Here is a 21760-nt window from a genome sequence, read left to right on the forward strand (position 1 = left end):
CCATCGCGCCACCGGCCCACGGTGGGCTGGAAGGGCTGCGCGACAGCGGGCCCTGGCTGCTGCGCCAGGCGTGCTGGCGCGGCGTGCTGCACATGAGCCCGCAACATTTCGCCCGCACTATGGCGCAGACACTGACGCCAGAGCGGCAGGCCGCCGCATACGCGCGGCATATCGTGCCGGCACCGGGCCGGGTATTCTTCGACAACGCGCTGGGCATCGGTAGCCGTATCGACTTCGGCAATCCCGACCGCCCGCCGCTGTTGCTGATTGCTGCGGGCGCGGACCGTAGCGTCCGCGCCGCCACGGTCGCGGCGGCCTATCGGCGCCACCGGGGCTCGACGGCGGTCACCACTTTCAAACACTTCAGCGGCTACAGCCACTGGCTGATTGCCGAACCGGGTTGGGAAACCATTGCCGACTACTGCATCGAATGGGCACAAAACCAGCTGGGACGCTTCTGAATCGCCGACCGCCTCGCAGCTTCATCCTCTGTTCGTGGCACTGGCCCTGCTGTGCCTGCTGCTCTGCGCCGCCGTTCGCGCCGACGCTGACGAACTGCAGCAACGCTTCGAACATCGGCGCTGGACGCTCAACGACGACAGCCCCAGCCAGATCGGCGCCCTGGCGCAGACCCGCGACGGCTATCTGTGGCTCGGCACCCATGATTCGCTGTATCGCTTCGACGGCCTGAGTTTCACCCGCTACCGCGCCGCCGATCAGCAGGAACTGGGCATAGTCTCCAGCCTGCTGGCCAGCGACCAGGGCCTGTGGGTGGGCCTGCGCAACGGCGGCGTGCGCCTGATCGACGCCGAGGGCGAGGTCGCGGCCGCCTTCGACCTGGGCCGCGGCACGGTCTACGACCTGGCGCAGACCGCCGACGGCCAGCTATGGGCTGCGGCCAACGACGGCCTGCTGCGCTTCGACGGGCAAAGCTGGCAGCAGCTTTCCAGCGAAGCCGGCTTCGTCGGCGCGAACGCCTACGCCCTGCTGGTCGACAGCAACGGCCGGCTATGGGTGGCCGACGAGCGGCGCCTCTATGCGCTGGAGCCCGGCGCCCGGACGCTGCGCGACAGCGGCATCGCGGTCAGGCGTCCCCGGCAGATCGTCCAGGCGCCCGATGGCGCGCTGTGGCTGGCCGAACGCGACGGCGAGTCGGTACTGCGGCTGGATAGCTCGACCTGGCAGGCCAGTCGCATCGGGGTCGGCGAGCCGGTCAACGCCCTGCTGTTCGACCAACGTGGCGCGCTGTGGCTGAGCACCGCCGGCAACGGCCTGCTGCATGTGGCGCAGCCGGATCGCCACGCGCTGGGCGGTTTCAACGCCATCGAACGCTTCGCTGCTCGCGACGGGCTCAGCTCCGACCTCGTTGCGCCGCTGCATCAGGACAACGAAGGCAGCCTCTGGATAGGCACGCACGATGGCCTGGATCGCCTGCGCGACCGACCGCTGCAACCGGCGGGCTTGCCCGCCAATGCGCAGAATCTGGCCCTGGTGGCGGATCGGACCGGCGCGCTCTGGGCCGGCAGCAGCAACCTGCCGGTGATGCGCCTGGATCGCGACGACCTGCAGCATCTGCCGCTGCAGACGCCGATCAGCGCCACCGCCCGCGACAGCCAGGGCAACGCCTGGCTGGCCGGTCCACAGGGCATCTGGCGCAGCAGCGGCGACAGCCTGCAAAAAGTCGCCGAGCTGCCGGTGCAACGCAGCCTGGACTCCGCGGTGCGCGCCATGCTGGTGGATCGCCACGGCGCGCTGTGGCTGTCGCTGAACCGCCAGGGCCTGTTCGTCCTGCGCGACGGGCGCTGGCACGAGCTGCCGCCGCCGAGCGCCAAGCCGGCGCAGCAGATGCCGGTCAGCGCCGCCCTGGCGCCCGATGGCGGCCGCTGGTTCGGTTATCGCGACAACCTGATCGTCCGCCACGACGACGGCGGCGAACGCCATTGGGGCGCGGCCGAAGGCCTGGATGTCGGCCATGTGACCGCCATGGCCCATCAGCCCGGTCATGCCTGGGTCGGCGGCCAGCGTGGCCTGGCGCACTTCGACGGACAGCGCTTTCAGCGCCTGCCGCTGCCGGACAACGGTCTGTTCGACAACCTCTACGCCATCGTCCCGGTGCGGGTCGAGGCCGGTGAGGATCTCTGGCTGCAGGGCCAGGGCGGCATCTTCCAGCTGCCCGCCGCGGAGATCGCCCTGGCCCTGGCCAACCCCGCGCATCAGATCCGCTACCGCACCTACGATGCACAGGGCGGCCTGGCCAACGACCCGCACCAGGTACTGGCCCTGCCCACCGCAGTGCGCGCCGGCGAGAATCGGCTATGGTTCGTCACCCGCAACGGCGTGGTCGGCCTGAACCCGCTGCGCGCCCCGCAGAACAGTGCGGCGCCGCGCGTGCGCATCGAATCGCTGGTGGTGGACGGCGAGGCGCTGCCGCTCGGTGCAACCGCCGAGCTGCCGGCGGACAGCCGGCGTCTGGTCATCGGCTACGGCGCGCCGAGCCTGTCGGCGCCGCAGGGCCTGCATTTTCTCTATCGCCTCGACGGCTTCGATCACGCCTGGCAATCCGCCGGCCGCCAGCGGGAAGTCACCTACACCGGCCTGCCCGCGGGCGACTACCGCTTCCGGGTACGCGCCCTCAACCAGAACGGGGTCGCCAGCGAACAGGACGCCGAACTCGACTTCAGCATCGCACCGCTGTTCTACCGCCAGCCTTGGTTTCTCCTGGCGCTCGGCGTCGCCCTGCTCGGCAGCCTGCATCTGCTCTACCGCAGCAACATGCGGCGCGCGGCGGAGCGGCTGCGCACCCGCCTGGAAGAGCGTCACGAGGAGCGCGAGCGCATCGCCCGCGAGCTGCACGACACCCTGTTGCAGGGGGTGCAGGGGTTGATGCTGCACGTGCAGGCCGCGGCCGACAGCCTGCCCGTCGGACAGCCCAGCCGCGGCCTGCTGGAAAAGGCACTGGACCGCGCCGACCAGGTGATCAACGAGGGTCGCGAGCGGGTGCGCGATCTGCGCAGCGTGCCTCAAGGCCCCGTCGACCTGCCCCAGGCACTGGGCGAGCTGGAGCATCTGCTCGATCACCCGGGCGTAACCTATCGGATCGACATAAAGGGCACCCCCATTGCCCTGCATCCGGTGGTTCACGATGAGCTGTACCTGCTGGCGCGCGAGGCCGTCGGCAACGCCTTTCGCCATGCCCGCGCCAGCCTCGTGCAGCTGCAGCTGGACTATGACCCGCGCCAGTTCGAGCTGCAGGTGGTCGACGATGGCTGCGGCATTCGCGCCGATTACCTGGACAGCAGCGAGGCCGCCGATCACTGGGGCCTGCGCGGGATGTACGAGCGCGCCGCGAAGATTGGCGCTACCCTCAGCATTCACGGCGCCCAGGGGCGCGGCAGCCAGGTCCGACTGACACTGGTCGGCGTACTGGCCTACCGGCAGAAGGAGCCTTGCGCGCGCCGCTGGCTACCCTGGAAAAGACTCACGAGGAGCCCGCACCCATGAGCATCGCCACCCCCATCCGCGTGCTGGTCGCCGATGACCACCCGCTGCTGCGCGAGGGCATCGCCGCCGTTCTCGCCGCTCAGGCGGATATCGAGCTGGTGGGCGAGGCCGGCGACGGCCAAGAAGCGCTGGACTGCTTCCGCCGCCTGCGCCCGGACGTCACCCTGATGGACCTGCAGATGCCGCGCATGACCGGCATCGAGAGCATCCAGGCGATCCGTAGCGAATGCCCGGATGCGCGCATCGCCATCCTCACTACCTACCGCGGCGACGTGCGCGCCCTGCACGCCATCCAGGCCGGCGCCCAGGCCTATCTGCTGAAAAGCAGCCTGCGCAAGGAGCTGGTCGAGACCATCCGCCAGGTGGCCGCGGGTAAACGCCACATTCCGCCGGAAATCGCCGCCGAACTGGCCGAGCATATCGGCCAGCAGTGCCTCAGCGCGCGCGAGGTGGAGGTGCTGCAGGCCGCGGCACTGGGCTACTCCAACCGCGATATCGCCCTGCAACTGCGCATCACCGAGGATACGGTCAAGGGGCATATGCGCCTGGTCATGGACAAGCTCGGCGCCAACAACCGCACCCACGCCGTGGCCATCGCCGTGCAGCGCGGGGTCCTCGAGGTGGGCCTGCCACTTTAGTGTTGCTCCCCGTCCCCACCTTGTGAGCTGGGCGCCGACAGCTCCGCCGCGCATGCTCTGCGTACGACCAGACAAGGAGGCTTCATATGGGCTCGCTCGGAGAAACTCAGGGCATCACGCCCTGTCTGGCAAAGGCGCTGGACAATGCCCAGACGCTTGCACGGATCGCCGAACTGCTGGCCGATGCCGGAGCGGCCCTGCAGCAAGACACCCTGCGCGCCTACGCCTACCTCGACCAGGCCATGGAACTGCTGCGGCAGGCGAACGACGGCAGCGAGAGCGACCTGCGCCATGCGGCGGGCCTGAACCGCTGGCAAACGCGGCGTCTGGACGAATACATCAGCCGGCATCTGGATACACCGATCCGCACCTGCCACCTGGCCGCTCAGCTCAACCTGAGCAGCAGCCACTTCTCCCATGTGTTCAAGCAGACCTTCGGCATCACGCCGCTGGCCTACGTGGCGCGCAAGCGTATCGAAGCGGCCAGGGCGATGATGCTGGCCACCGATCAGCCATTGACGCAGATTGCCCATGCCCACGGTTTCTGCGACCAGTCGCACTTCACCCGCACCTTTAGGCGCGAGACCGGGATGAGCCCACTGCTGTGGCGACAGCGCTGCGCCGCGAAGACGCAGGCTACCACCGAGCGTTGATCAGCCCAGCATGGTCACATGACGCGGATGGCTGGCCACCCGCTCGAGCCAGGCGCGGATGGCCGGGAAGGCTTCGAGGCTGAAGCCGCCTTCGCCTGCCACATGGGTGTAGGCATACAGGGCGATATCGGCAATGGAGTAATGCTCACCGACCAGATAGGGCGTACGTTCGAGCTGCTTCTCCATCACTTTCAGGGCCTTGTAGCCGAGCTTCAGGCAGCGCGCGTGCTCCTCGCGGCGTTCCTCGGGCATGCCCTGGTAGAGCTGGATGAAACGCGCCACCGCAACATAGGGCTCGTGGCTGTACTGCTCGAAGAACTGCCACTGCAGCACCTGAGTGCGCAGGCGCGGCTCGCTGGGCAGGAACTCGCTGCCCTCGGCGAGGTAGTTGAGGATGGCGTTGGACTCCCACAGGCAGGCGCCGTCGTCCAGCTCCAGCACCGGGATCTTGCCGTTGGGATTCTTGGCCAGGAAGGCTTCGCTCTGCGTCTCGCCCTTGAGGATGTTGACGGGAATCCACTGGTACTCCTTGCCCAGCAGATGCAGCATCAGCTTGACCTTGTAGCAGTTGCCCGAACGGTAATCGCCGTAGACCTTGTACATCGCATTGCCCTCCCTACATCAATCCTCGCGGCAAGCTCGCCGCCAATCAGCCCAGCTTCTGTAGGAGCGGGTTTATCCGCGAAATTCGCGGCTGAAGCGGAATGCCGCCCAGCCGCTCCTACAGGGGGAAAACTCAATCATGCCCCCTGCGCCTCGCGGATAACTGCCGCGAGGCGGCGCAGGCCTTCGCCCAGGCGCTCCGGAGCCACATGGCTGAAGTTCAGTCGCAGATAACCGGCGTTGGCGTCCGGATCGATAAAGAACGGCTCACCCGGCATAAAGGCGACGTTCTGCGCCAGGGCCGCATCGAGCAATGTGCGAGTATCCAGCGGCTGCTTGAGGGTCAGCCAGAAGAACAGCCCGCCCTGCGGAATTTCCCACTCGGCCAGATCGGCGAAGTGCTCCAGCAGCGCGGCCTGCATGGCGTCGCGGCGGATGCGGTAGAAATCGCGCAGCTCGGCCAGGTGGCCGCGGTACTGCTCGCTGCCCAGCCACTGCAGCGCCTGCCACTGGCCGATACGGTTGGTGTGCAGGTCGGCCGACTGCTTCAGGCGCAGCAGATGCGGGTACAGGTCCTTGGTGGCGATCAGGTAGCCGACGCGCAGGCCCGGCAGCAGGGTCTTGGATACGGTGCCGGTGTAGATCCAGCTGGCCTTCTTCAGGCGGCTGACGATGGGCGTGGCTTGGCCTTCATCGAACACCAGCTCGCGGTAGGGCTCGTCCTCGATCAGGGTCACGCCGAACTCGTCGAGCAGCGCCGCCACCGCTTCGCGCTTGGCTTCGCTGTAACGGGTGCCGGACGGATTCTGGAAGGTCGGGATGAGGTAGGCGAAGGCCGGCTTGTGCTTTTCCAGACGCTGGCGCAGCGCGGCCAGCTCGGGGCCATCGGCCTCCTGCGGCACGCTGATGCAATCGGCGCCGAACAGCTGGAAGGCCTGCAGCGCAGCCAGGTAGGTCGGCGCCTCGAGCAGCACCTCGGTGCCCGGATCGATGAACAGCTTGGACGCCAGGTCCAGGGTCTGCTGCGAGCCGCTGACGATCAGCACCTGGCTGGCCTCGCAGGGCACGCCCAGGGCGCGCGCCTCGGCGGCAATGGCCTCGCGCAGGGCCGGCTCGCCCTCGCTCATGCCGTACTGGCCCATGCTCGCCGGCATCTCGGCCCAGTCCACCTTCGGCAGCATGGGTTCGGCCGGCAGCCCGCCGGCGAAGGACATCACCTCCGGACGCTGCGCCGCGGCGAGAATTTCACGGATCAGGGAGCTTTTCAGGCGGGCGATGCGTTCGGAGAAGGCCATGGGATTACCTGGGGTGCAAAAGGCTGGAAATTTAAGTCAAACTGCTTGACCGAAACTACGATGCCACCCAGAGATACGTCAATATGACTGACCTAAAAAATTTCCCCGAGAAATTTTTAACGTCGCCCAGCGACGGCCCGCAGGGTGGCCGCCACGGATGGCAGGCCATGAAAAACCCGGCCGTCCAACAGGCCGCCATGGAGGCTTTCTTCTTCGGCTACCAGGCCTTCACCGCCAAGCCCGACGAGATGCTGGCCAAGCGCGGCCTGTCGCGGGTGCACCACCGCATCCTGTTCTTCATCGCCAAGTACCCGGGGCTGAGCATGAAGGAACTGCTCGGCTATCTCGGCGTGAGCAAGCAGGCGTTGAACACGCCGCTGCGCCAGCTGATGGAAATGCACCTGGTGCACAGCGAGGCCGCGGCGGACGACAAGCGCAAGCGCCTACTCGGTTTCACCGCCGAAGGCGCCAAACTGGAACAGGCCCTGCGCCGCGAACAGGCGCGCCTGCTGCAGCGGGTGTTCGCCGAAGTTGGCGAAGAGGCCGTGCAGGGCTGGCTCAAGGTCAACCAGGCGCTGACCGTGCGCCGCTGACCCCGCACGCGGGCGCTCTGGCAGACCGACGAGCGCCCCTCCTGGCGATCCAGGCACACCGCTGGCACAAAAGCCGCTAGCCTGAAAACAGGCCTCTCGCCCCGCGCCCGGCTCATAACCGAATTGCATGACAATCGGCTGACCACAAGGTCAAATATTTGTTGACCCAAAAGTCAGAAAACTCTAGATTGGCCCCATGGCAGCCCGCGCCAGGGCCTTGCAGTGCGTGCATCACCTGGCCAGCCAACCGAGTCATAACAATAAAGTGCCTGGAGGTCGTCCTTGATCCAGTTTTTACTCAACCGGGAGCTGCGTACCGAGCATGCCCTGGACCCCAACGTCACCGTGCTCAACTACCTGCGTGAACACGTCGGCAAAACCGGAACCAAGGAAGGCTGCGCCTCCGGCGACTGCGGTGCCTGCACCGTGGTGGTGGGCGAGCTCGAGGGCGACCGCGTGCGCTACCGCACCCTCAACTCCTGCCTGACCTTCGTCTCCAGCCTGCACGGCAAGCAACTGATCACTGTCGAAGACCTCAAGCACCAGGGCAAGCTGCACAGCGTGCAGCAGGCGATGGTCGACTGCCACGGCTCGCAGTGCGGCTTCTGCACCCCCGGCTTCATCATGTCGCTGTTCGCCCTGCAGAAGAACTCCACCGGCTACGACAAGGGCCAGACCCTGGAAGCCCTGGCCGGCAACCTGTGCCGCTGCACCGGCTACCGCCCGATCATCGACGCCGCCGAGCAGGCCTGCTGCCAGAAGCAGCCGGACCAGTTCGACGCCTTTGAAACAGACACCGTGACCCGGCTCAAGGCCATCGCCCCACGCGAGACCGCCGAGCTCAACAGTGGCGACAAGCGCTGCCTGGTGCCGCTGACCGTGGCCGACCTGGCCGATCTCTACACCGCCAACCCGGAAGCCCGCCTGCTCGCCGGCGGCACCGACCTGGCCCTGGAAGTCACCCAGTTTCACCGCGAACTGCCGGTGATGATCTACGTCGGCCATATCGAAGACATGAAGCGCATCGAGGTGACCGACAGCGCCATCGAGATCGGCGCTGCCGCGGCCCTGTCCGACTGCTACGACGCGCTGTCGCGCGAGTACCCGGACTTCGGCGAGCTGCTGCACCGCTTCGCCTCGCTGCAGATCCGCAACCAGGGCACCCTGGGCGGCAATATCGGCAACGCCTCGCCCATCGGCGACGCCCCGCCGCTGCTGATCGCCCTCGGCGCGCAGATCGCCCTGCGCCAGGGCAACACCCGGCGCATCCTGCCACTGCAGGACTACTTCCTCGACTACAAGGTTACCGCCCGCCAGGAAGCCGAATTCATCGAGAAGATCATCGTGCCGCGCGCCCAGGCCAACCAGGCGTTCCGCGCCTACAAGGTGTCCAAGCGCCTGGACGACGACATCTCCGCCGTCTGCGCCGCCTTCAACCTGACTATCGTCGACGGCGTGGTCACCGAAGCGCGCATCGCCTTCGGCGGCATGGCCGCCATCCCCAAACGCGCCAGCGCCTGCGAAGCGGCCCTGGTCGGCTCGGCCTGGTATCCGGGCGTGATCGAACGCGCCTGCGACGCGCTGGGTGAGGACTTCACCCCGCTGTCGGATTTCCGCGCCAGCAAGGAATACCGCCTGCTCACTGCCCAGAACCTGCTGCGCAAGTTCTTCCTGGAGCAGCAGTCGCCCGAGGTCGAAACCCGGGTTACCGCTTACGCCTGATGGCGCAGTGAATTGATACGCCGCCGGCACGCCCGGCGGCATGCGAAGTTTTGGAGGCGAAGATGTCCAGTCATATCGAACACAAATCCCAGGAAGAGCTGGCCGCCCTGTTCCGCGCCGGCATGACCAGCGGCGTCGGCCGCAGCGTCAAGCACGAGAGCGCGGACAAGCACGTGTCCGGCGAAGCGGTCTATGTCGACGACCGCCTGGAATTCCCCAACCAGTTGCACGTCTACGCGCGCCAGTCGGATCGCGCCCATGCGCGCATCCTGCGCATCGACACCCGCCCCTGCTACGAGTTTCCGGGCGTGGCCATCGCCATCACCAAGGATGACGTACCAGGCCAGCTGGATATCGGCCCGGTGGTCGCCGGCGACCCGCTGCTGGCCGACGGCAAGGTCGAGTACGTTGGCCAGGTGGTGCTGGCGGTGGCCGCCGACAACCTGGAAACCGCGCGCAAGGCGGCGATGGCCGCGATCGTCGAATACGAGGACCTGGAGCCGGTGCTCGACGTGGTCGAGGCCTACCGCAAGAAGCATTTCGTGCTCGCCAGCCACACCCACCGCATTGGCGACTCGGCCAGCCAACTGGCCAGCGCCCCGCGTCGCCTGCAGGGCACCCTGCATATCGGCGGCCAGGAGCACTTCTACCTGGAAACCCAGATTTCATCGGTGATGCCGACTGAAGACGGCGGCATGCTGGTCTACACCTCGACGCAGAACCCCACCGAGGTGCAGAAACTGGTGGCCGAAGTGCTCGGCGTGCCGATGAACAAGATCGTCATCGACATGCGCCGCATGGGCGGCGGTTTCGGCGGCAAGGAAACCCAGGCCGCCGGCCCGGCCTGCCTGTGCGCAGTCATCGCCCACCTGACCGGTCGGCCGACCAAGATGCGCCTGCCGCGCATGGAAGACATGAGCATGACCGGCAAGCGTCACCCCTTCTACGTCGAGTACGACGTCGGCTTCGATGACGACGGCCTGCTGCACGGCATCGAGATGGACTTGGCCGGCAACTGCGGCTACTCGCCGGACCTGTCCGGCTCCATCGTCGACCGCGCTATGTTCCACTCCGACAACGCCTACTTCCTCGGCAACGCCACCATCAACGGTCATCGCTGCAAGACCAACACCGCGTCGAACACCGCCTACCGCGGTTTCGGCGGCCCGCAGGGCATGGTCGCCATCGAGGAAGTGATGGACGCCGTGGCCCGCAGCCTGGGCAAGGACCCGCTGGAAGTGCGCAAGCTCAACTACTACGGCAAGACCGAGCGCAACGTCACCCACTACCACCAGACCGTCGAGCACAACGTCATTCACGAAATGACCGCCGAGCTGGAGCAGAGCTGCGAGTACGCCAAGCGCCGCGAGGAAATCCGCGCCTTCAACGCCAAGAGCCCGGTATTGAAGAAAGGCCTGGCCATGACCCCGGTGAAATTCGGCATCAGCTTCACCGCCACCTTCCTCAACCAGGCCGGCGCGCTGATCCATATCTACACCGACGGCTCGATCCACCTCAACCACGGCGGCACCGAGATGGGCCAGGGCCTCAACACCAAGGTCGCGCAGGTCGTGGCCGAAGTGTTCCAGGTCGATATCGAGCGCATCCAGATCACCGCCACCAACACCGACAAGGTGCCCAATACCTCGCCGACCGCAGCCTCCAGCGGCGCCGACCTCAACGGTATGGCGGCGAAGAACGCGGCCGAAACCATCAAGCAGCGCCTGGTGGACTTCCTGGTGCGCGAGTACAAGGTCACCCCGGAAGACGTGGAGTTCCGCAACGGCCAGGTACGCGTGCGTGATCACTTCCTGTCCTTCGAGGAGATGATCCAGAAGGCCTACTTCGGCCAGGTCTCGCTGTCGTCGACCGGTTTCTACCGCACGCCGAAAATCTACTACGACCGCGACAAGGCCGCCGGCCGCCCCTTCTACTACTACGCCTACGGCGTGGCCTGCGTGGAAGTGCTGGTCGACACCCTGACCGGCGAATACCGCATGCTGCGCGGCGACATCCTGCACGACGTCGGCGACTCGCTGAACCCGGCCATCGACATCGGCCAGGTCGAAGGCGCCTTCGTCCAGGGCATGGGCTGGCTGACCATGGAAGAGCTGGTGTGGAACGCCAAGGGCAAGCTGATGACCAACGGCCCGGCCAGCTACAAGATCCCGGCCATCGCCGACATGCCCATCGACCTGCGCGTGAAGCTGGTGGAAAACCGCAAGAACCCGGAAGACACCGTGTTCCACTCCAAGGCCGTGGGCGAGCCGCCCTTCATGCTCGGCATCGCCGCCTGGTGCGCCCTGAAGGACGCCGTGGCCAGCCTGGCCGACTACAAGGTGCAACCGCAGATCGACGCCCCGGCCACGCCTGAGCGCGTGCTCTGGGGTGTGGAGCAGATGCGCAAGCTGAAAGCACAGAGCAAGGCAGCCAGCACTGCCGAGGTCGAACCTGCCTGACGCCGATACAGCCTCAGGCTGCCGTGGGAGGAGCTTCAGCCGCGAAGGTCGCCGCTGAAGCGCCTCCCACAGACTGCGAATGAATGATGAATGGGTGTACAACAATGACAAAACACACCGAACCGAATAACCGCCCTGCTCGCCCGGCACCGGTGCCGATTCTCGACCCGTCGCCGAGCAACTGGCGCCTGCCGCGCCCGGGACAGACCACGCCTTCCTGGAGGCTGAGCAAATGAGCTGGATCAGTGCCCTCGCCGAGCTGCAGCAAAAAGGCGAAGCCTGCGTGCTGGTGACCATCATCGAGGAACGCGGCTCGACGCCGCGCAACGCCGGCTCGAAGATGGTGGTCACCGCCGAGCGCATCTTCGAGACCATCGGCGGCGGCCATCTGGAATACAAGGCCATGGAAATGGCCCGCGAGATGCTCGCCAGCCGCAGCCAGGACACCCGTCTGGAGCGCTTCTCCCTTGGCGCCAGCCTGGGCCAGTGCTGCGGCGGCGCCACCGTGCTGCTGTTCGAGCCCATGGGCCAGCCACAGGCGCAGATCGCCGTGTTCGGCGCCGGCCATGTCGGCCGCGCGCTGGTGCCGCTGCTCGCCAGCCTGCCGTGCAAGGTGCGCTGGATCGACTCGCGGGAGAACGAATTTCCCGAGCATATCCCCGCCGGCGTGGAGAAGATCGTCAATGACGAAGTAGTCGACGAGGTGGAGAACATGCCGCCCGGCAGTTACTACATCGTCATGACCCACAATCACCAGCTCGACCTGGAGCTGACCGCGGCGATCCTCAAACGCGGCGACTTCGCCTACTACGGCCTGATCGGCTCGAAGACCAAGCGCGTCAAGTTCGAGCATCGCCTGCGCGAACGCGGCTTCGAGGAATCCCTGATGGCGCGCATGCGCTGCCCCATGGGTCTGCCGGAAGTGAAAGGCAAGCTGCCGGTGGAAATTGCCGTGTCCATCGCCGGCGAGGTGATCGCCACCTACAACGCCAGCTTCGGCCAGGACGTGAAGAAGGGCGAGTCCAGCGTGGCCAAGCTGTTGCCCGCCTCGCGCCGCACCCAGCCGTAGGTTGGCGCTGAGCGCTGCGAAGCCGATCGCGGCCCGGCCCAACAGGGAGTGCGCAGCACTCCGCCCGGCGGGCCCGGTTTGCGGCAACTCCAGGCTCACGACCCTCGTGTTGGGCTTCGCGGAGCTCAGCCCAACCTACCCGTACTACCTTGATCTGAGATTTGAGCCCCATGACCACCAACGTCAAAGCCTACCGCGCCGCCATTTTGCACAGCCTCGCCGACCCGGCCGTGGTCGGCGTCGAGCAGTCCTATGAGTATTTCGAGGACGGCATCCTGCTGATCGAAAATGGCAAGGTCGCCCAGGTCGGCGCCGCTGCCGAGCTGCTGCCGAAACTGGCCGGCGTCGACGTCCAGCACTACCGCGACGCGCTGATCACCCCCGGCTTCATCGACACCCATATCCACTACCCGCAGACCGGCATGATCGCCTCCTACGGCGAGCAGTTGCTGGACTGGCTCAACACCTACACCTTCCCCACCGAGCGGCAGTTCGAAGACAAGGCTCACGCCAGCGACGTGGCGGCGATCTTCCTCAAGGAACTGCTGCGCAACGGCACTACCACCGCCCTGGTGTTCGGCACCGTACACCCGCAATCGGTGGACGCCTTCTTCGAGCAGGCCGACAAGCTCAACCTGCGCATGATCGCCGGCAAGGTGCTGATGGATCGCAACGCCCCGGACTACCTGACCGACACCGCCGAAACCGGCTACGCCGAGAGCAAGGCCCTGATCGAGCGCTGGCACGGCAAGGGTCGCCTGCACTATGCGGTCACCCCGCGCTTCGCCCCCACCAGCACCCCGGAGCAACTGGAGCTGGCCGGCAAGCTGCTGGGCGAGTACCCGGACCTGTACATGCACACCCACCTGTCCGAGAACCGCAAGGAAATCGAATGGGTCAAGGCACTCTTTCCCGAGCGCAAGGGCTATCTCGACGTCTACGACCACCACAAGCTGATCGGCCCGCGCGCGGTGTTCGCCCATGGCGTGCACCTGTGCGACGAGGAGTGCAAGCGCCTGGCCGAAACCGGCTCGGCGGTGGCCTTCTGCCCGACCTCCAACCTGTTCCTGGGCAGCGGCCTGTTCGACCTGAACAAGCTGGAAGCGCACGGCGTGCGCGTCGGCCTGGGTACCGATGTCGGCGCCGGCACCAGCTTCAGCCAGCTGCAATCGCTGAACGAGGCGTACAAGATCATGCAGCTGCAGGGCAAGAAGCTCGACCCGTTCAAGTCGCTGTACCTGGCCACCCTGGGGGGCGCCAATGCGCTGTATCTGGACGACCGGCTGGGCAACTTCCTGCCCGGGAAGGACGCCGACTTCCTGGTGCTGGACTACAACGCCACGCCGCTGATGAGCTACCGCATGCAGCAGGCCAGGAGCCTGGAAGAGCGTTTGTTCGCCCTGACCATGCTCGGTGACGACCGCGCGGTGAAGGAAACCTTCGCCGCCGGCGTGTCGGTGCACCAGCGCTAAGCGTAGGGGGGCGCGGGTCCACCCAGGTCGCGCGCACCAGCGATTTTCCAGGGGCCGTGGTGCGCACAGCGCACCCTACCCCGCTGAAACAAAAAAGCCCCGAGGCGCGAGCATCGGGGCTTTTTTCTACAACGCCGTCAATCAGCGGTTGGCGGCGCTACGCCCGGACTTCTTCTTGGTCTGCAGCAGGTGCGAGAACACCGCGTGCAGGTCATCCGAGGCGCTTTCCTCGTCCAGATTGAGCTTGCTGTCGATATGGTCCATGTGGTGCATCATCAGGTGCACCGCACGCTCGGCATCGCGCGCCTCGATGGCGTCGATCAGCTGGTTGTGCTCGTCGTAGGAACAATGCGAGCGGCTGCCGCTTTCGTACTGGGCGATGATCAGCGAAGTCTGCGACACCAGGCTGCGCTGGAAGCTCACCAGCGGCGCGTTACGCGCGGCCTCGGCCAGCTTGAGGTGGAACTCGCCGGACAGGCGGATGCCGGCGCCGCGATCGCCGCGCGAGAAGCTGTCCTGCTCGTCCTTGACCATCTGCCGCAGCTCGGCCAGTTGCTCGGCGGTAGCGTGCTCGACCGCCAGCTCGGTGATGGCGCGCTCGACCAGACGGCGTGCATAGAAGATCTGCCGGGCTTCTTCGACGCTGGGGCTGGCGACCACCGCACCGCGGTTCGGTCGCAGCAGCACCACGCCCTCGTGGGCCAGGCGCGACAGCGCGCGACGAATGATGGTACGGCTGACGCCGAAGATCTCGCCCAAGGCCTCTTCGCTCAGCTTGGTGCCGGGCGCCAGACGCTGTTCGAGAATGGCATCGAAGATATGGGCGTATACGACATCGTCCTGAGTCCCGCTGCGGCTGCTTTTGCCGGTGCGCGGCTGCTTCTTGAGGGGCTGCAATTGATCGTTCATTCTGGCTCGCGTCAATGAGAGTCGGCGACACTGCGACTCTACTGTGTTCTACCCGGTAGCTGACAAGCACCGGGAGAAAAATCATCGGAAAAAAATTCGGACAATTGTACACAATTCAACCAATCGATGCACCAGAGTTGTATGACCACCCCTTTTCGGGCTCAGCCGGGGGCAAGCGACGAACGGCGGGCCGGCTCAAATTCTTTCCTTATATAACCAGCATTTCTCAGGCCATTACCGGCTAACCAGGCATAGTCCCCTGTCCGGCGATCTCGATCGCGATGCCGAGCACGGCGTCACAAAAAATCCTATCTATTTGTTTTAAATGAATTTTCTAAAAATCGGCGACAGCCATTGTCGCCAATTACACCCGTTCTCGCGGCGAAATTGGCCCAGGGTTCGATTTGTGCAACATTAAAAACATTAATTGCATTTTTTGTATACAACAGCATAATCGCGCCTGAGTGACTTCTTGACCGCTCGGTCAACAACTTAGCCAGGAAGCACCGCGAACGCACCGCCTGCCTCAGAGAGCCGCTGTCCTCGCGCAAGGCTCTGGGCGGTACACAACAAGAGAGATGAGGAGTACCCGCTGTGGAAAGCGTCAAACAAGAACAACACGCGTCTCAACTGGCAAGAACCGGTCTGCTCGACCGCTTCTTCAAGCTGACCGAGCACCGCACCACCATCAAAACCGAGTTGCTGGCCGGCCTGACGACCTTCGTCACCATGGCCTACATCATCTTCGTCAACCCCAACATCATGGCCGGTGCCGGCGTCGACCACGGCGCGGCCTTCGTCGCCACCTGCATCGGCGCGGCGCTGGGCTGCTTCCTCATGGGCCTGTACGCCAACTGGCCGGTGGGCCTGGCACCGGGCATGGGCCTCAACGCCTTCTTCACCTACACCGTGGTCGGCGAGATGGGCTACAGCTGGCAGATCGCCCTCGGCGCGGTGTTCATCTCCGGCGTGCTGTTCATGATCATGAGCCTGTCGAAGATCCGCGAGTGGCTGCTCAACAGCATCCCGATGAGCCTGCGCTTCGCCATGGGCGCCGGGGTCGGCCTGTTCCTCGGCCTGATCGGCCTGAAGACCGCCGGCATCGTCGTCGACAGCCCGGCCACCCTGCTGACCATGGGCTCGTTCGGTAACCCCAACGCCCTGCTCGCCGCCGTGTGCTTTCTGCTGATCGCCGTGCTCAGCCACCGCAACGTGTTCGGCGCCATCCTCTTCAGCATGCTCGGCGTCACCGCGCTGGGCTGGGCCCTGGGTCTGGTGGAGTACGGCGGCCTGGTGTCGATGCCGCCGAGCCTGGCGCCGACCTTCCTGGCCATGGACATCGCCGGGGCCTTCAACGTGGCCATGATCAGCGTAATCCTCGCCTTCCTCTTCGTGAACATGTTCGATACCGCCGGCACCCTGATGGGCGTGGCCCACCGCGCCAACCTGGTGGACGAAGACGGCAAGATCCAGAACCTGTCCCGCGCGCTCAAGGCCGACTCCACCTCCAGCGTGGTCGGCGCCGTGGTCGGCTGCCCGCCGGTGACCAGCTACGTGGAGAGCGCCTCGGGCGTGGCCGCTGGCGGCCGCACCGGTTTGACCGCCGTGGCCGTGGGCGTGCTGTTCCTCGCGGCGATGTTCTTCGCCCCGCTGGCCGGCATGATCCCCGCCTACGCCACCGCCGGCGCGCTGATCTACGTGGCGATGCTGATGATGAGCGGCATGGCCCATATCGACTGGAAGGACCACACCGACACCATCCCGGCCATCGTCACCGTGGTGATGATGCCGCTGACCTTCTCCATCGCCAACGGCATCGCCCTGGGCTTCCTCACCTACGCCACGCTGAAGCTGCTGACCGGCCAGCGCGACAAGGTCTCGCTGAGCCTGTACGTGCTGTGCGTGATCTTTATCGCCAAGTTCGCCTTCCTCTGACGGCAAACCTGGTGTTGATCGAAGCCCCGGCCATGTGCCGGGGCTTTTCGTTTGGCCATTGGCGTCGGGACGCGCAGCCTCGGCGCGCCCCGCAAGCATGTCGCCCAGCCTTTCGCGGATTGCATCCTGGCCAGGCACAGGCACAGGCACAGGCAGCGATAGCCCGGTTGGGGGCGCCCCGCGCACCGCATCCACACTTGGTACCGTGGAAGGCGTCGAACCTGGTGCGCGCAGCGCAGCCCAGATGCGGCTCCCCCACTGGTGGCCGACCAGGCGGCCTAGCGACAAGCGCTATGCTGGGTTACCCGGCGCTCGGGTGACGTGGCGATCCCCATGACACCCCCAGCGCCGCCAGCCCCACAAAGCGACCGGCAACACAGCCCTCAACGCGGGCAAAAAAAAGCCCGCAGTGTGAGCGGGCCTAAGGACTCGAACGAGTCTGAGGGTGACAAGCATTCGTCTTACGGGCAGTTGGCCCGCCAGTCACTCAGCTACCGCGGTAGGTGGAGTAGCTGTAGGGGGAAATCAGAAGCGGCACGTGGTAGTGCTCCTGGCCGGCGTCGATGCCGAAGCGCAGCACCACCACATCGAGGAACGCCGTATCCGGCAGCTTCACGCCACGAGCGCGGTAGTAGTCGCCGGCGTGGAAGTGCAGCTGGTAGACGCCCGTGCGGTAGTCCTCGCCCTGCAGCACCGGCGCATCGCAACGGCCGTCGTGGTTGGTGGTAACGCTGTTGATCAGCTCCAGCTGCGCGCCTTCGACGCGGTACAGCTCGACCTTGATGTCACTCCCCGGACAACCGTGCGCGGCGTCCAGTACATGCGTAGTCAAACGTCCCATGGCTCTCGGGCGCCCGTCGCGGCCTGCGGCTACACGGACACCACACCTCCTCTACTCTGTTGAAATCGGCTCGTCGCAGTGCTCCGACGCTCTGGCAGGATAGCACGCAGAGCGAATATAAAACACTTTACACAAAAATTGTACACAATAAATCCAGCAAAAAGCCCGACCTGACAACCGGATCGTTCGCGCCTCATCGGCATGCAACTCAGCAGCCACGCCAGCAGCGGAGCACATAGCTGACCAATCAGGCAAGTTTCTTGCTTGCTCGACCTGGGAAGAAAATGACGAAAAGTCGATTTACAAACGGCAACTAACTTTGTATACAATTAGCCATCCCGGTCGCGCAGCCTTCCGATCCCGAGGCGCGCAGTGACCGCAACGTTCCAGATAGGAAGACTGCAGTGAGCGCTGATTACCCACGCGATTTGATCGGCTACGGCGACACCCCTCCGCATCCGCACTGGCCGGGCGATGCCCGCATCGCCCTGTCCTTCGTGCTCAACTACGAGGAAGGTGGCGAGCGCAACATCCTCCATGGCGACAAGGAATCCGAGGCCTTTCTCTCCGAGATGGTCGCCGCCCAGCCGCTGCAGGGCCAGCGCAACCTGTGCATGGAGTCGCTCTACGAGTACGGCAGTCGCGCCGGCGTGTGGCGTCTGCTCAACCTGTTCAAGAAACACGACATTCCGCTGACCGTGTTCGCCGTGGCCATGGCCGCCCAGCGTCATCCCGAGGCGATCCGCCAGATGGTCGCCGCCGGTCACGAGATCTGCAGCCACGGCTACCGCTGGATCGATTACCAGAACATGGACGAGGCCACCGAGCGCGAGCACATGCTCGAGGCCATCCGCATCCTCACCGAGCTGACCGGCGAGCGCCCGCTGGGCTGGTACACCGGTCGCCTGGGCCCGAACACCCGGCGCATTGTGCGCGAGGAAGGCGGTTTCCTCTACGACTCCGACACCTACGACGACGACCTGCCCTACTGGGACCCGGCCAGCAGCGCGGAGAAGCCGCACCTGGTGATCCCCTACACCCTGGACACCAACGACATGCGCTTCACCCAGGTGCAGGGCTTCAACAAGGGCGACGACTTCTTCGAATACCTCAAGGACGCCTTCGACGTGCTCTACGCCGAGGGCGAGGCCGGCGCACCGAAGATGCTGTCGATCGGCATGCACTGCCGCCTGCTCGGCCGCCCGGCGCGCCTGGCTTCGCTGGCACGCTTCCTCGACTACGTGAAGAGCCACGACAAGGTCTGGTGCGCCCGCCGCGTCGACATCGCCAAGCACTGGCACGCCACCCACCCCTTCCGTGCGACCGCCGAACAAGAGAGCAGCAAATGAGCCGTTTCCAGACCCTGACCCCGTCCCAGCTGAGCCGCGAGGCCTTCGTTGCCGCCTTCGCCGACATCTACGAGCACTCGCCCTGGGTCGCCGAGAAGGCCTACGATCTCGGCCTGGACGCATCCGTCGACGAGATCGACGGCCTGCAGCAGCGCATGGCCGACATCCTCCTGTCCGCCAGCCACGAGGCCCAGCTGGCGCTGATCAACGCGCACCCGGACCTGGCCGGCAAGGCTGCCGTGCGCGGCGAGCTGACCGCCTCCAGCACCGCCGAACAGTCCGGCGCCGGCATCCACGAATGCACCGCCGAGGAGTTCGCCCGTTTCACCGAACTCAACGACGCCTACAAGGCCAAGTTCGGCTTCCCCTTCATCAAGGCCGTCAAGGGCAGCAACCGCCACCAGATCCTGGCCGCCTTCGAAGAGCGTATCCACAACACGCCGGAGCAGGAATTCGCCACCGCCCTGTCCGAGATCAACAAGATCGCCATGTTCCGCCTGCAGCAGCTGTAAGGCCGCAGTCCCATTCAACCGAGCAGAACAAGTAGAACAGCCATGCGTAGCCTGACCATCGAGCCCCTGAGCAAAGAAGCCTTCGCCCCCTTCGGTGACGTGATCGAAACCGAGGGCAGCGACTTCTTCATGATCAACAACGGCTCCACCCGCCGCTATCACAAGCTGGCCACGGTGGAGACCGCGCAGCAGGAGGATCGGGCCATCATCAGCATCTTCAGCGCCGAGGCGCTGGAGATGCCCTTGACCATCCGCATGCTGGAACGCCATCCGCTGGGCAGCCAGGCCTTCATTCCGCTGCTCGGCAACCCCTTTCTGATCGTGGTCGCGCCAGTTGGCGATGTACCTGTATCAGGGTCCGTCCGTGCCTTCCTCAGCAATGGCAGGCAGGGCGTCAATTACCATCGCGGCGTCTGGCACCACCCGGTGCTGACGATCGAAAAGCGGGATGACTTCCTGGTGGTTGATCGCAGTGGTTCCGGCAACAACTGCGATGAGCATTTCTTCAATGAGGACGAGCTCCTTCTCCTCAACCCCCACCAATAAGAGAAGCCCGGGGCTGGCGTGCCTCCCCCGGGAAAGAGGTACAGATCGTGGAAGCACATTTCACCGAATGGCTAAACCTGGGCATCCGCTGGATCCATATGATCACCGGCATCGCCTGGATCGGCGCATCCTTCTATTTCGTCTGGTTGGAGAACAACCTCAACCGCAGCAATCCCCGCGAGGGCCTGTCGGGCGACCTCTGGGCGATTCACGGCGGCGGCATCTACCACCTGGAAAAGTACAAGCTGGCTCCGCCGAAAATGCCGGAGAACCTGCACTGGTTCAAATGGGAGGCCTACGCCACCTGGCTGTCGGGCATCGCCCTGATGCTGGTGGTGTACTACCTCAACCCCAGCCTGTACCTGATCAAGCCGGGCGTCGAGCTGGCACCGGCCATGGGCATCGTCATCGGCTTCGGCTCGATGATCGCCGGCTACGTGATCTATCACTTCCTGTGTGATTCGCCACTGGACAAGCGCCCGGCCCTGCTCGGCGCCGTGCTGTTCGTGCTGATCATCGCCGCCGCCTATGGCTTCAGCCAGATCTTCAGCGGCCGCGCTGCGTACATCCATGTCGGCGCCATCATCGGCACCATCATGGTCGGCAACGTGTTCTTCACCATCATGCCGGCCCAGCGCGCGCTGGTTAAGGCGATCGAAGACAACACCACGCCCGATCCGACCCTGCCGGCCAAGGGCCTGCTGCGCTCGCGCCACAACAACTACTTCACCCTGCCGGTGCTGTTCATCATGATCAGCAACCACTTCCCGAGCACCTACGGCAGCCAGTACAACTGGCTGATCCTGGCCGGTATCGCGATCCTGGCCGTGCTGGTGCGTCACTACTTCAACACCCGCCACGAGAGCAGCAAGTACGTCTGGACCCTGCCGGCCGCAGCGCTGGGCATGATCTGCCTGGCCTACGTCACCGCCCCGGTGCGTCAGGCGCCGACCGCCGCACCGGTGGCCGTGGTCGAACAGGCCGCCAGCGAAACCCTGGCCAAGGTCGAGGAAGTGAGCGAAGCGGCGCCCGCCGCCAGCGAAAGCGCCGCAGCCGCCGCAACCGCGAGCACTGGCAGCGCCGACTTCGCCAAGGTCGAGAGCGTGATCCACGAGCGCTGCACCGTCTGCCACTCGGCCACCCCGAGCAGCCCGATGTTCAGCACCGCGCCGGCCGGCTTCATGCTCGACACCCCCGAGCAGATGAAGGCGCAGGCGGCCAAGATCCATGCGCAGACCGTGGCCACGCAGATCATGCCGCTGGGCAATATCACCCAGATGACCCAGGACGAGCGCGATTTGATCGGCAGCTGGATCGCCCAGGGCGCCCAGACCAACTGATTGCCACACATGCCGCGCCCGTGACTGGGCGCGGCATTTTTTTAGATTGATCGCTCAAGCCATCCCCCGAACGGCTTCTGCAGCCACCAAGGGGGCGCCCAGCCTTGATGCGCGAGCAAATTCGCGCCTACAGGGTGCAGGCGCATCCAACACATTGGCGCCAATCGCCTCGTCCCGCCCATGAACCGCCGGCAGCGCAAGCTGACCGGCGGTTCAGTTTTTGTGCACAATCCATAAATAAATTGTTTTTAACCATGTCCACAAGTTGTATAGTCGGCACATTCTGACCGATTGGACAGCTTTCCTTCGATCAGAGCAGAGGT

At 65.2% G+C, this 21760-nt stretch carries 17 protein-coding genes and 1 pseudogene; 14 read left to right on the top strand and 4 right to left on the bottom strand.

The window, feature by feature from the left end:
- From N878_RS28905 to N878_RS08605, 4 genes and pseudogenes are all read left to right on the top strand, one after another.
- A pseudogene (locus tag N878_RS28905) lies at positions 1-461 on the top strand (alpha/beta hydrolase); the annotation flags it as partial.
- 34 nt (positions 462-495) lie between these two features.
- Positions 496-3501: a sensor histidine kinase gene (locus N878_RS08595; protein WP_021443257.1), complete on the top strand. Its 3006-nt coding sequence runs from the start codon at positions 496-498 to the stop codon at positions 3499-3501.
- Positions 3498-4139: a response regulator transcription factor gene (locus N878_RS08600; RefSeq protein WP_021443258.1), complete on the top strand. Its 642-nt coding sequence runs from the start codon at positions 3498-3500 to the stop codon at positions 4137-4139. Before N878_RS08595 ends, N878_RS08600 begins: the two co-directional genes overlap by 4 nt.
- A gap of 86 nt (positions 4140-4225) precedes the next feature.
- The gene (locus tag N878_RS08605; RefSeq protein ID WP_021443259.1) at positions 4226-4792 is read left to right on the top strand and encodes an AraC family transcriptional regulator; all 567 of its coding nucleotides are present in this window, start codon (positions 4226-4228) and stop codon (positions 4790-4792) included.
- Here N878_RS08605 and N878_RS08610 read toward each other — a convergent pair whose 3' ends face one another.
- Entirely contained in the window at positions 4793-5395 is a 603-nt protein-coding gene (locus tag N878_RS08610) for a glutathione S-transferase family protein (protein ID WP_021443260.1), read from the bottom strand.
- Positions 5396-5532: 137 nt separating this feature from the next.
- The gene (locus N878_RS08615) at positions 5533-6690 is read right to left on the bottom strand and encodes a PLP-dependent aminotransferase family protein (protein ID WP_021443261.1); all 1158 of its coding nucleotides are present in this window, start codon (positions 6688-6690) and stop codon (positions 5533-5535) included.
- Positions 6691-6773: 83 nt separating this feature from the next.
- Between N878_RS08615 and N878_RS08620 the strand changes: the two genes are divergently transcribed.
- From N878_RS08620 to guaD, 5 genes are all read left to right on the top strand, one after another.
- Positions 6774-7283 carry a MarR family winged helix-turn-helix transcriptional regulator gene (locus tag N878_RS08620; RefSeq protein WP_031302930.1) on the top strand — a complete coding sequence of 170 codons (510 nt, stop codon included), beginning with the start codon at positions 6774-6776 and terminating at the stop codon, positions 7281-7283.
- A 282-nt stretch (positions 7284-7565) separates the two neighbouring features.
- On the top strand, positions 7566-9005 hold the full coding sequence (xdhA, locus tag N878_RS08625; RefSeq protein WP_021443263.1) for a xanthine dehydrogenase small subunit: 1440 nt from the start codon (positions 7566-7568) through the stop codon (positions 9003-9005).
- Between the two features lie 62 nt (positions 9006-9067).
- Positions 9068-11464, top strand: coding sequence for a xanthine dehydrogenase molybdopterin binding subunit (xdhB, locus tag N878_RS08630; RefSeq protein WP_021443264.1), 2397 nt, complete (start codon positions 9068-9070; stop codon positions 11462-11464).
- A gap of 232 nt (positions 11465-11696) precedes the next feature.
- Positions 11697-12533 carry a xanthine dehydrogenase accessory protein XdhC gene (xdhC, locus tag N878_RS08635; protein WP_021443265.1) on the top strand — a complete coding sequence of 279 codons (837 nt, stop codon included), beginning with the start codon at positions 11697-11699 and terminating at the stop codon, positions 12531-12533.
- Between the two features lie 170 nt (positions 12534-12703).
- Positions 12704-14005 carry a guanine deaminase gene (gene guaD / locus N878_RS08640; RefSeq protein WP_021443266.1) on the top strand — a complete coding sequence of 434 codons (1302 nt, stop codon included), beginning with the start codon at positions 12704-12706 and terminating at the stop codon, positions 14003-14005.
- A gap of 141 nt (positions 14006-14146) precedes the next feature.
- Here guaD and N878_RS08645 read toward each other — a convergent pair whose 3' ends face one another.
- Positions 14147-14914 (bottom strand): GntR family transcriptional regulator, encoded by a 768-nt coding sequence (locus tag N878_RS08645; RefSeq protein WP_021443267.1) that lies wholly within the window; start codon positions 14912-14914, stop codon positions 14147-14149.
- A 594-nt stretch (positions 14915-15508) separates the two neighbouring features.
- On the opposite strand from N878_RS08645, the gene N878_RS08650 reads away from it, so the two are divergent.
- Positions 15509-16849 carry an NCS2 family permease gene (locus N878_RS08650; RefSeq protein WP_021443268.1) on the top strand — a complete coding sequence of 447 codons (1341 nt, stop codon included), beginning with the start codon at positions 15509-15511 and terminating at the stop codon, positions 16847-16849.
- Positions 16850-17336: 487 nt separating this feature from the next.
- On the opposite strand, the gene uraH is transcribed toward N878_RS08650, so the two are convergent.
- Positions 17337-17690 (bottom strand): hydroxyisourate hydrolase, encoded by a 354-nt coding sequence (gene uraH / locus N878_RS08655; RefSeq protein ID WP_021443269.1) that lies wholly within the window; start codon positions 17688-17690, stop codon positions 17337-17339.
- A 404-nt stretch (positions 17691-18094) separates the two neighbouring features.
- On the opposite strand from uraH, the gene puuE reads away from it, so the two are divergent.
- Genes puuE through N878_RS08675 form a run of 4 tightly spaced genes read left to right on the top strand, consistent with a single transcriptional unit; the run spans position 18095 to position 21437 of the window.
- Positions 18095-19039, top strand: coding sequence for an allantoinase PuuE (puuE, locus tag N878_RS08660; protein ID WP_031302931.1), 945 nt, complete (start codon positions 18095-18097; stop codon positions 19037-19039).
- Positions 19036-19551, top strand: a complete 516-nt coding sequence (gene uraD / locus N878_RS08665) for a 2-oxo-4-hydroxy-4-carboxy-5-ureidoimidazoline decarboxylase (protein WP_021443271.1) — start codon at positions 19036-19038, stop codon at positions 19549-19551. The genes puuE and uraD overlap by 4 nt, the downstream gene beginning before the upstream one ends.
- Positions 19552-19593: 42 nt before the next feature.
- Entirely contained in the window at positions 19594-20097 is a 504-nt protein-coding gene (locus tag N878_RS08670) for an ureidoglycolate lyase (protein WP_021443272.1), read from the top strand.
- Between the two features lie 47 nt (positions 20098-20144).
- Positions 20145-21437, top strand: a complete 1293-nt coding sequence (locus tag N878_RS08675; protein ID WP_021443273.1) for a urate hydroxylase PuuD — start codon at positions 20145-20147, stop codon at positions 21435-21437.
- Positions 21438-21760: the final 323 nt, after the last annotated feature.

Origin of the sequence: Pseudomonas sp. EGD-AK9, from assembly GCF_000465935.2 — a bacterium.
Classification (GTDB): domain Bacteria; phylum Pseudomonadota; class Gammaproteobacteria; order Pseudomonadales; family Pseudomonadaceae; genus Aquipseudomonas.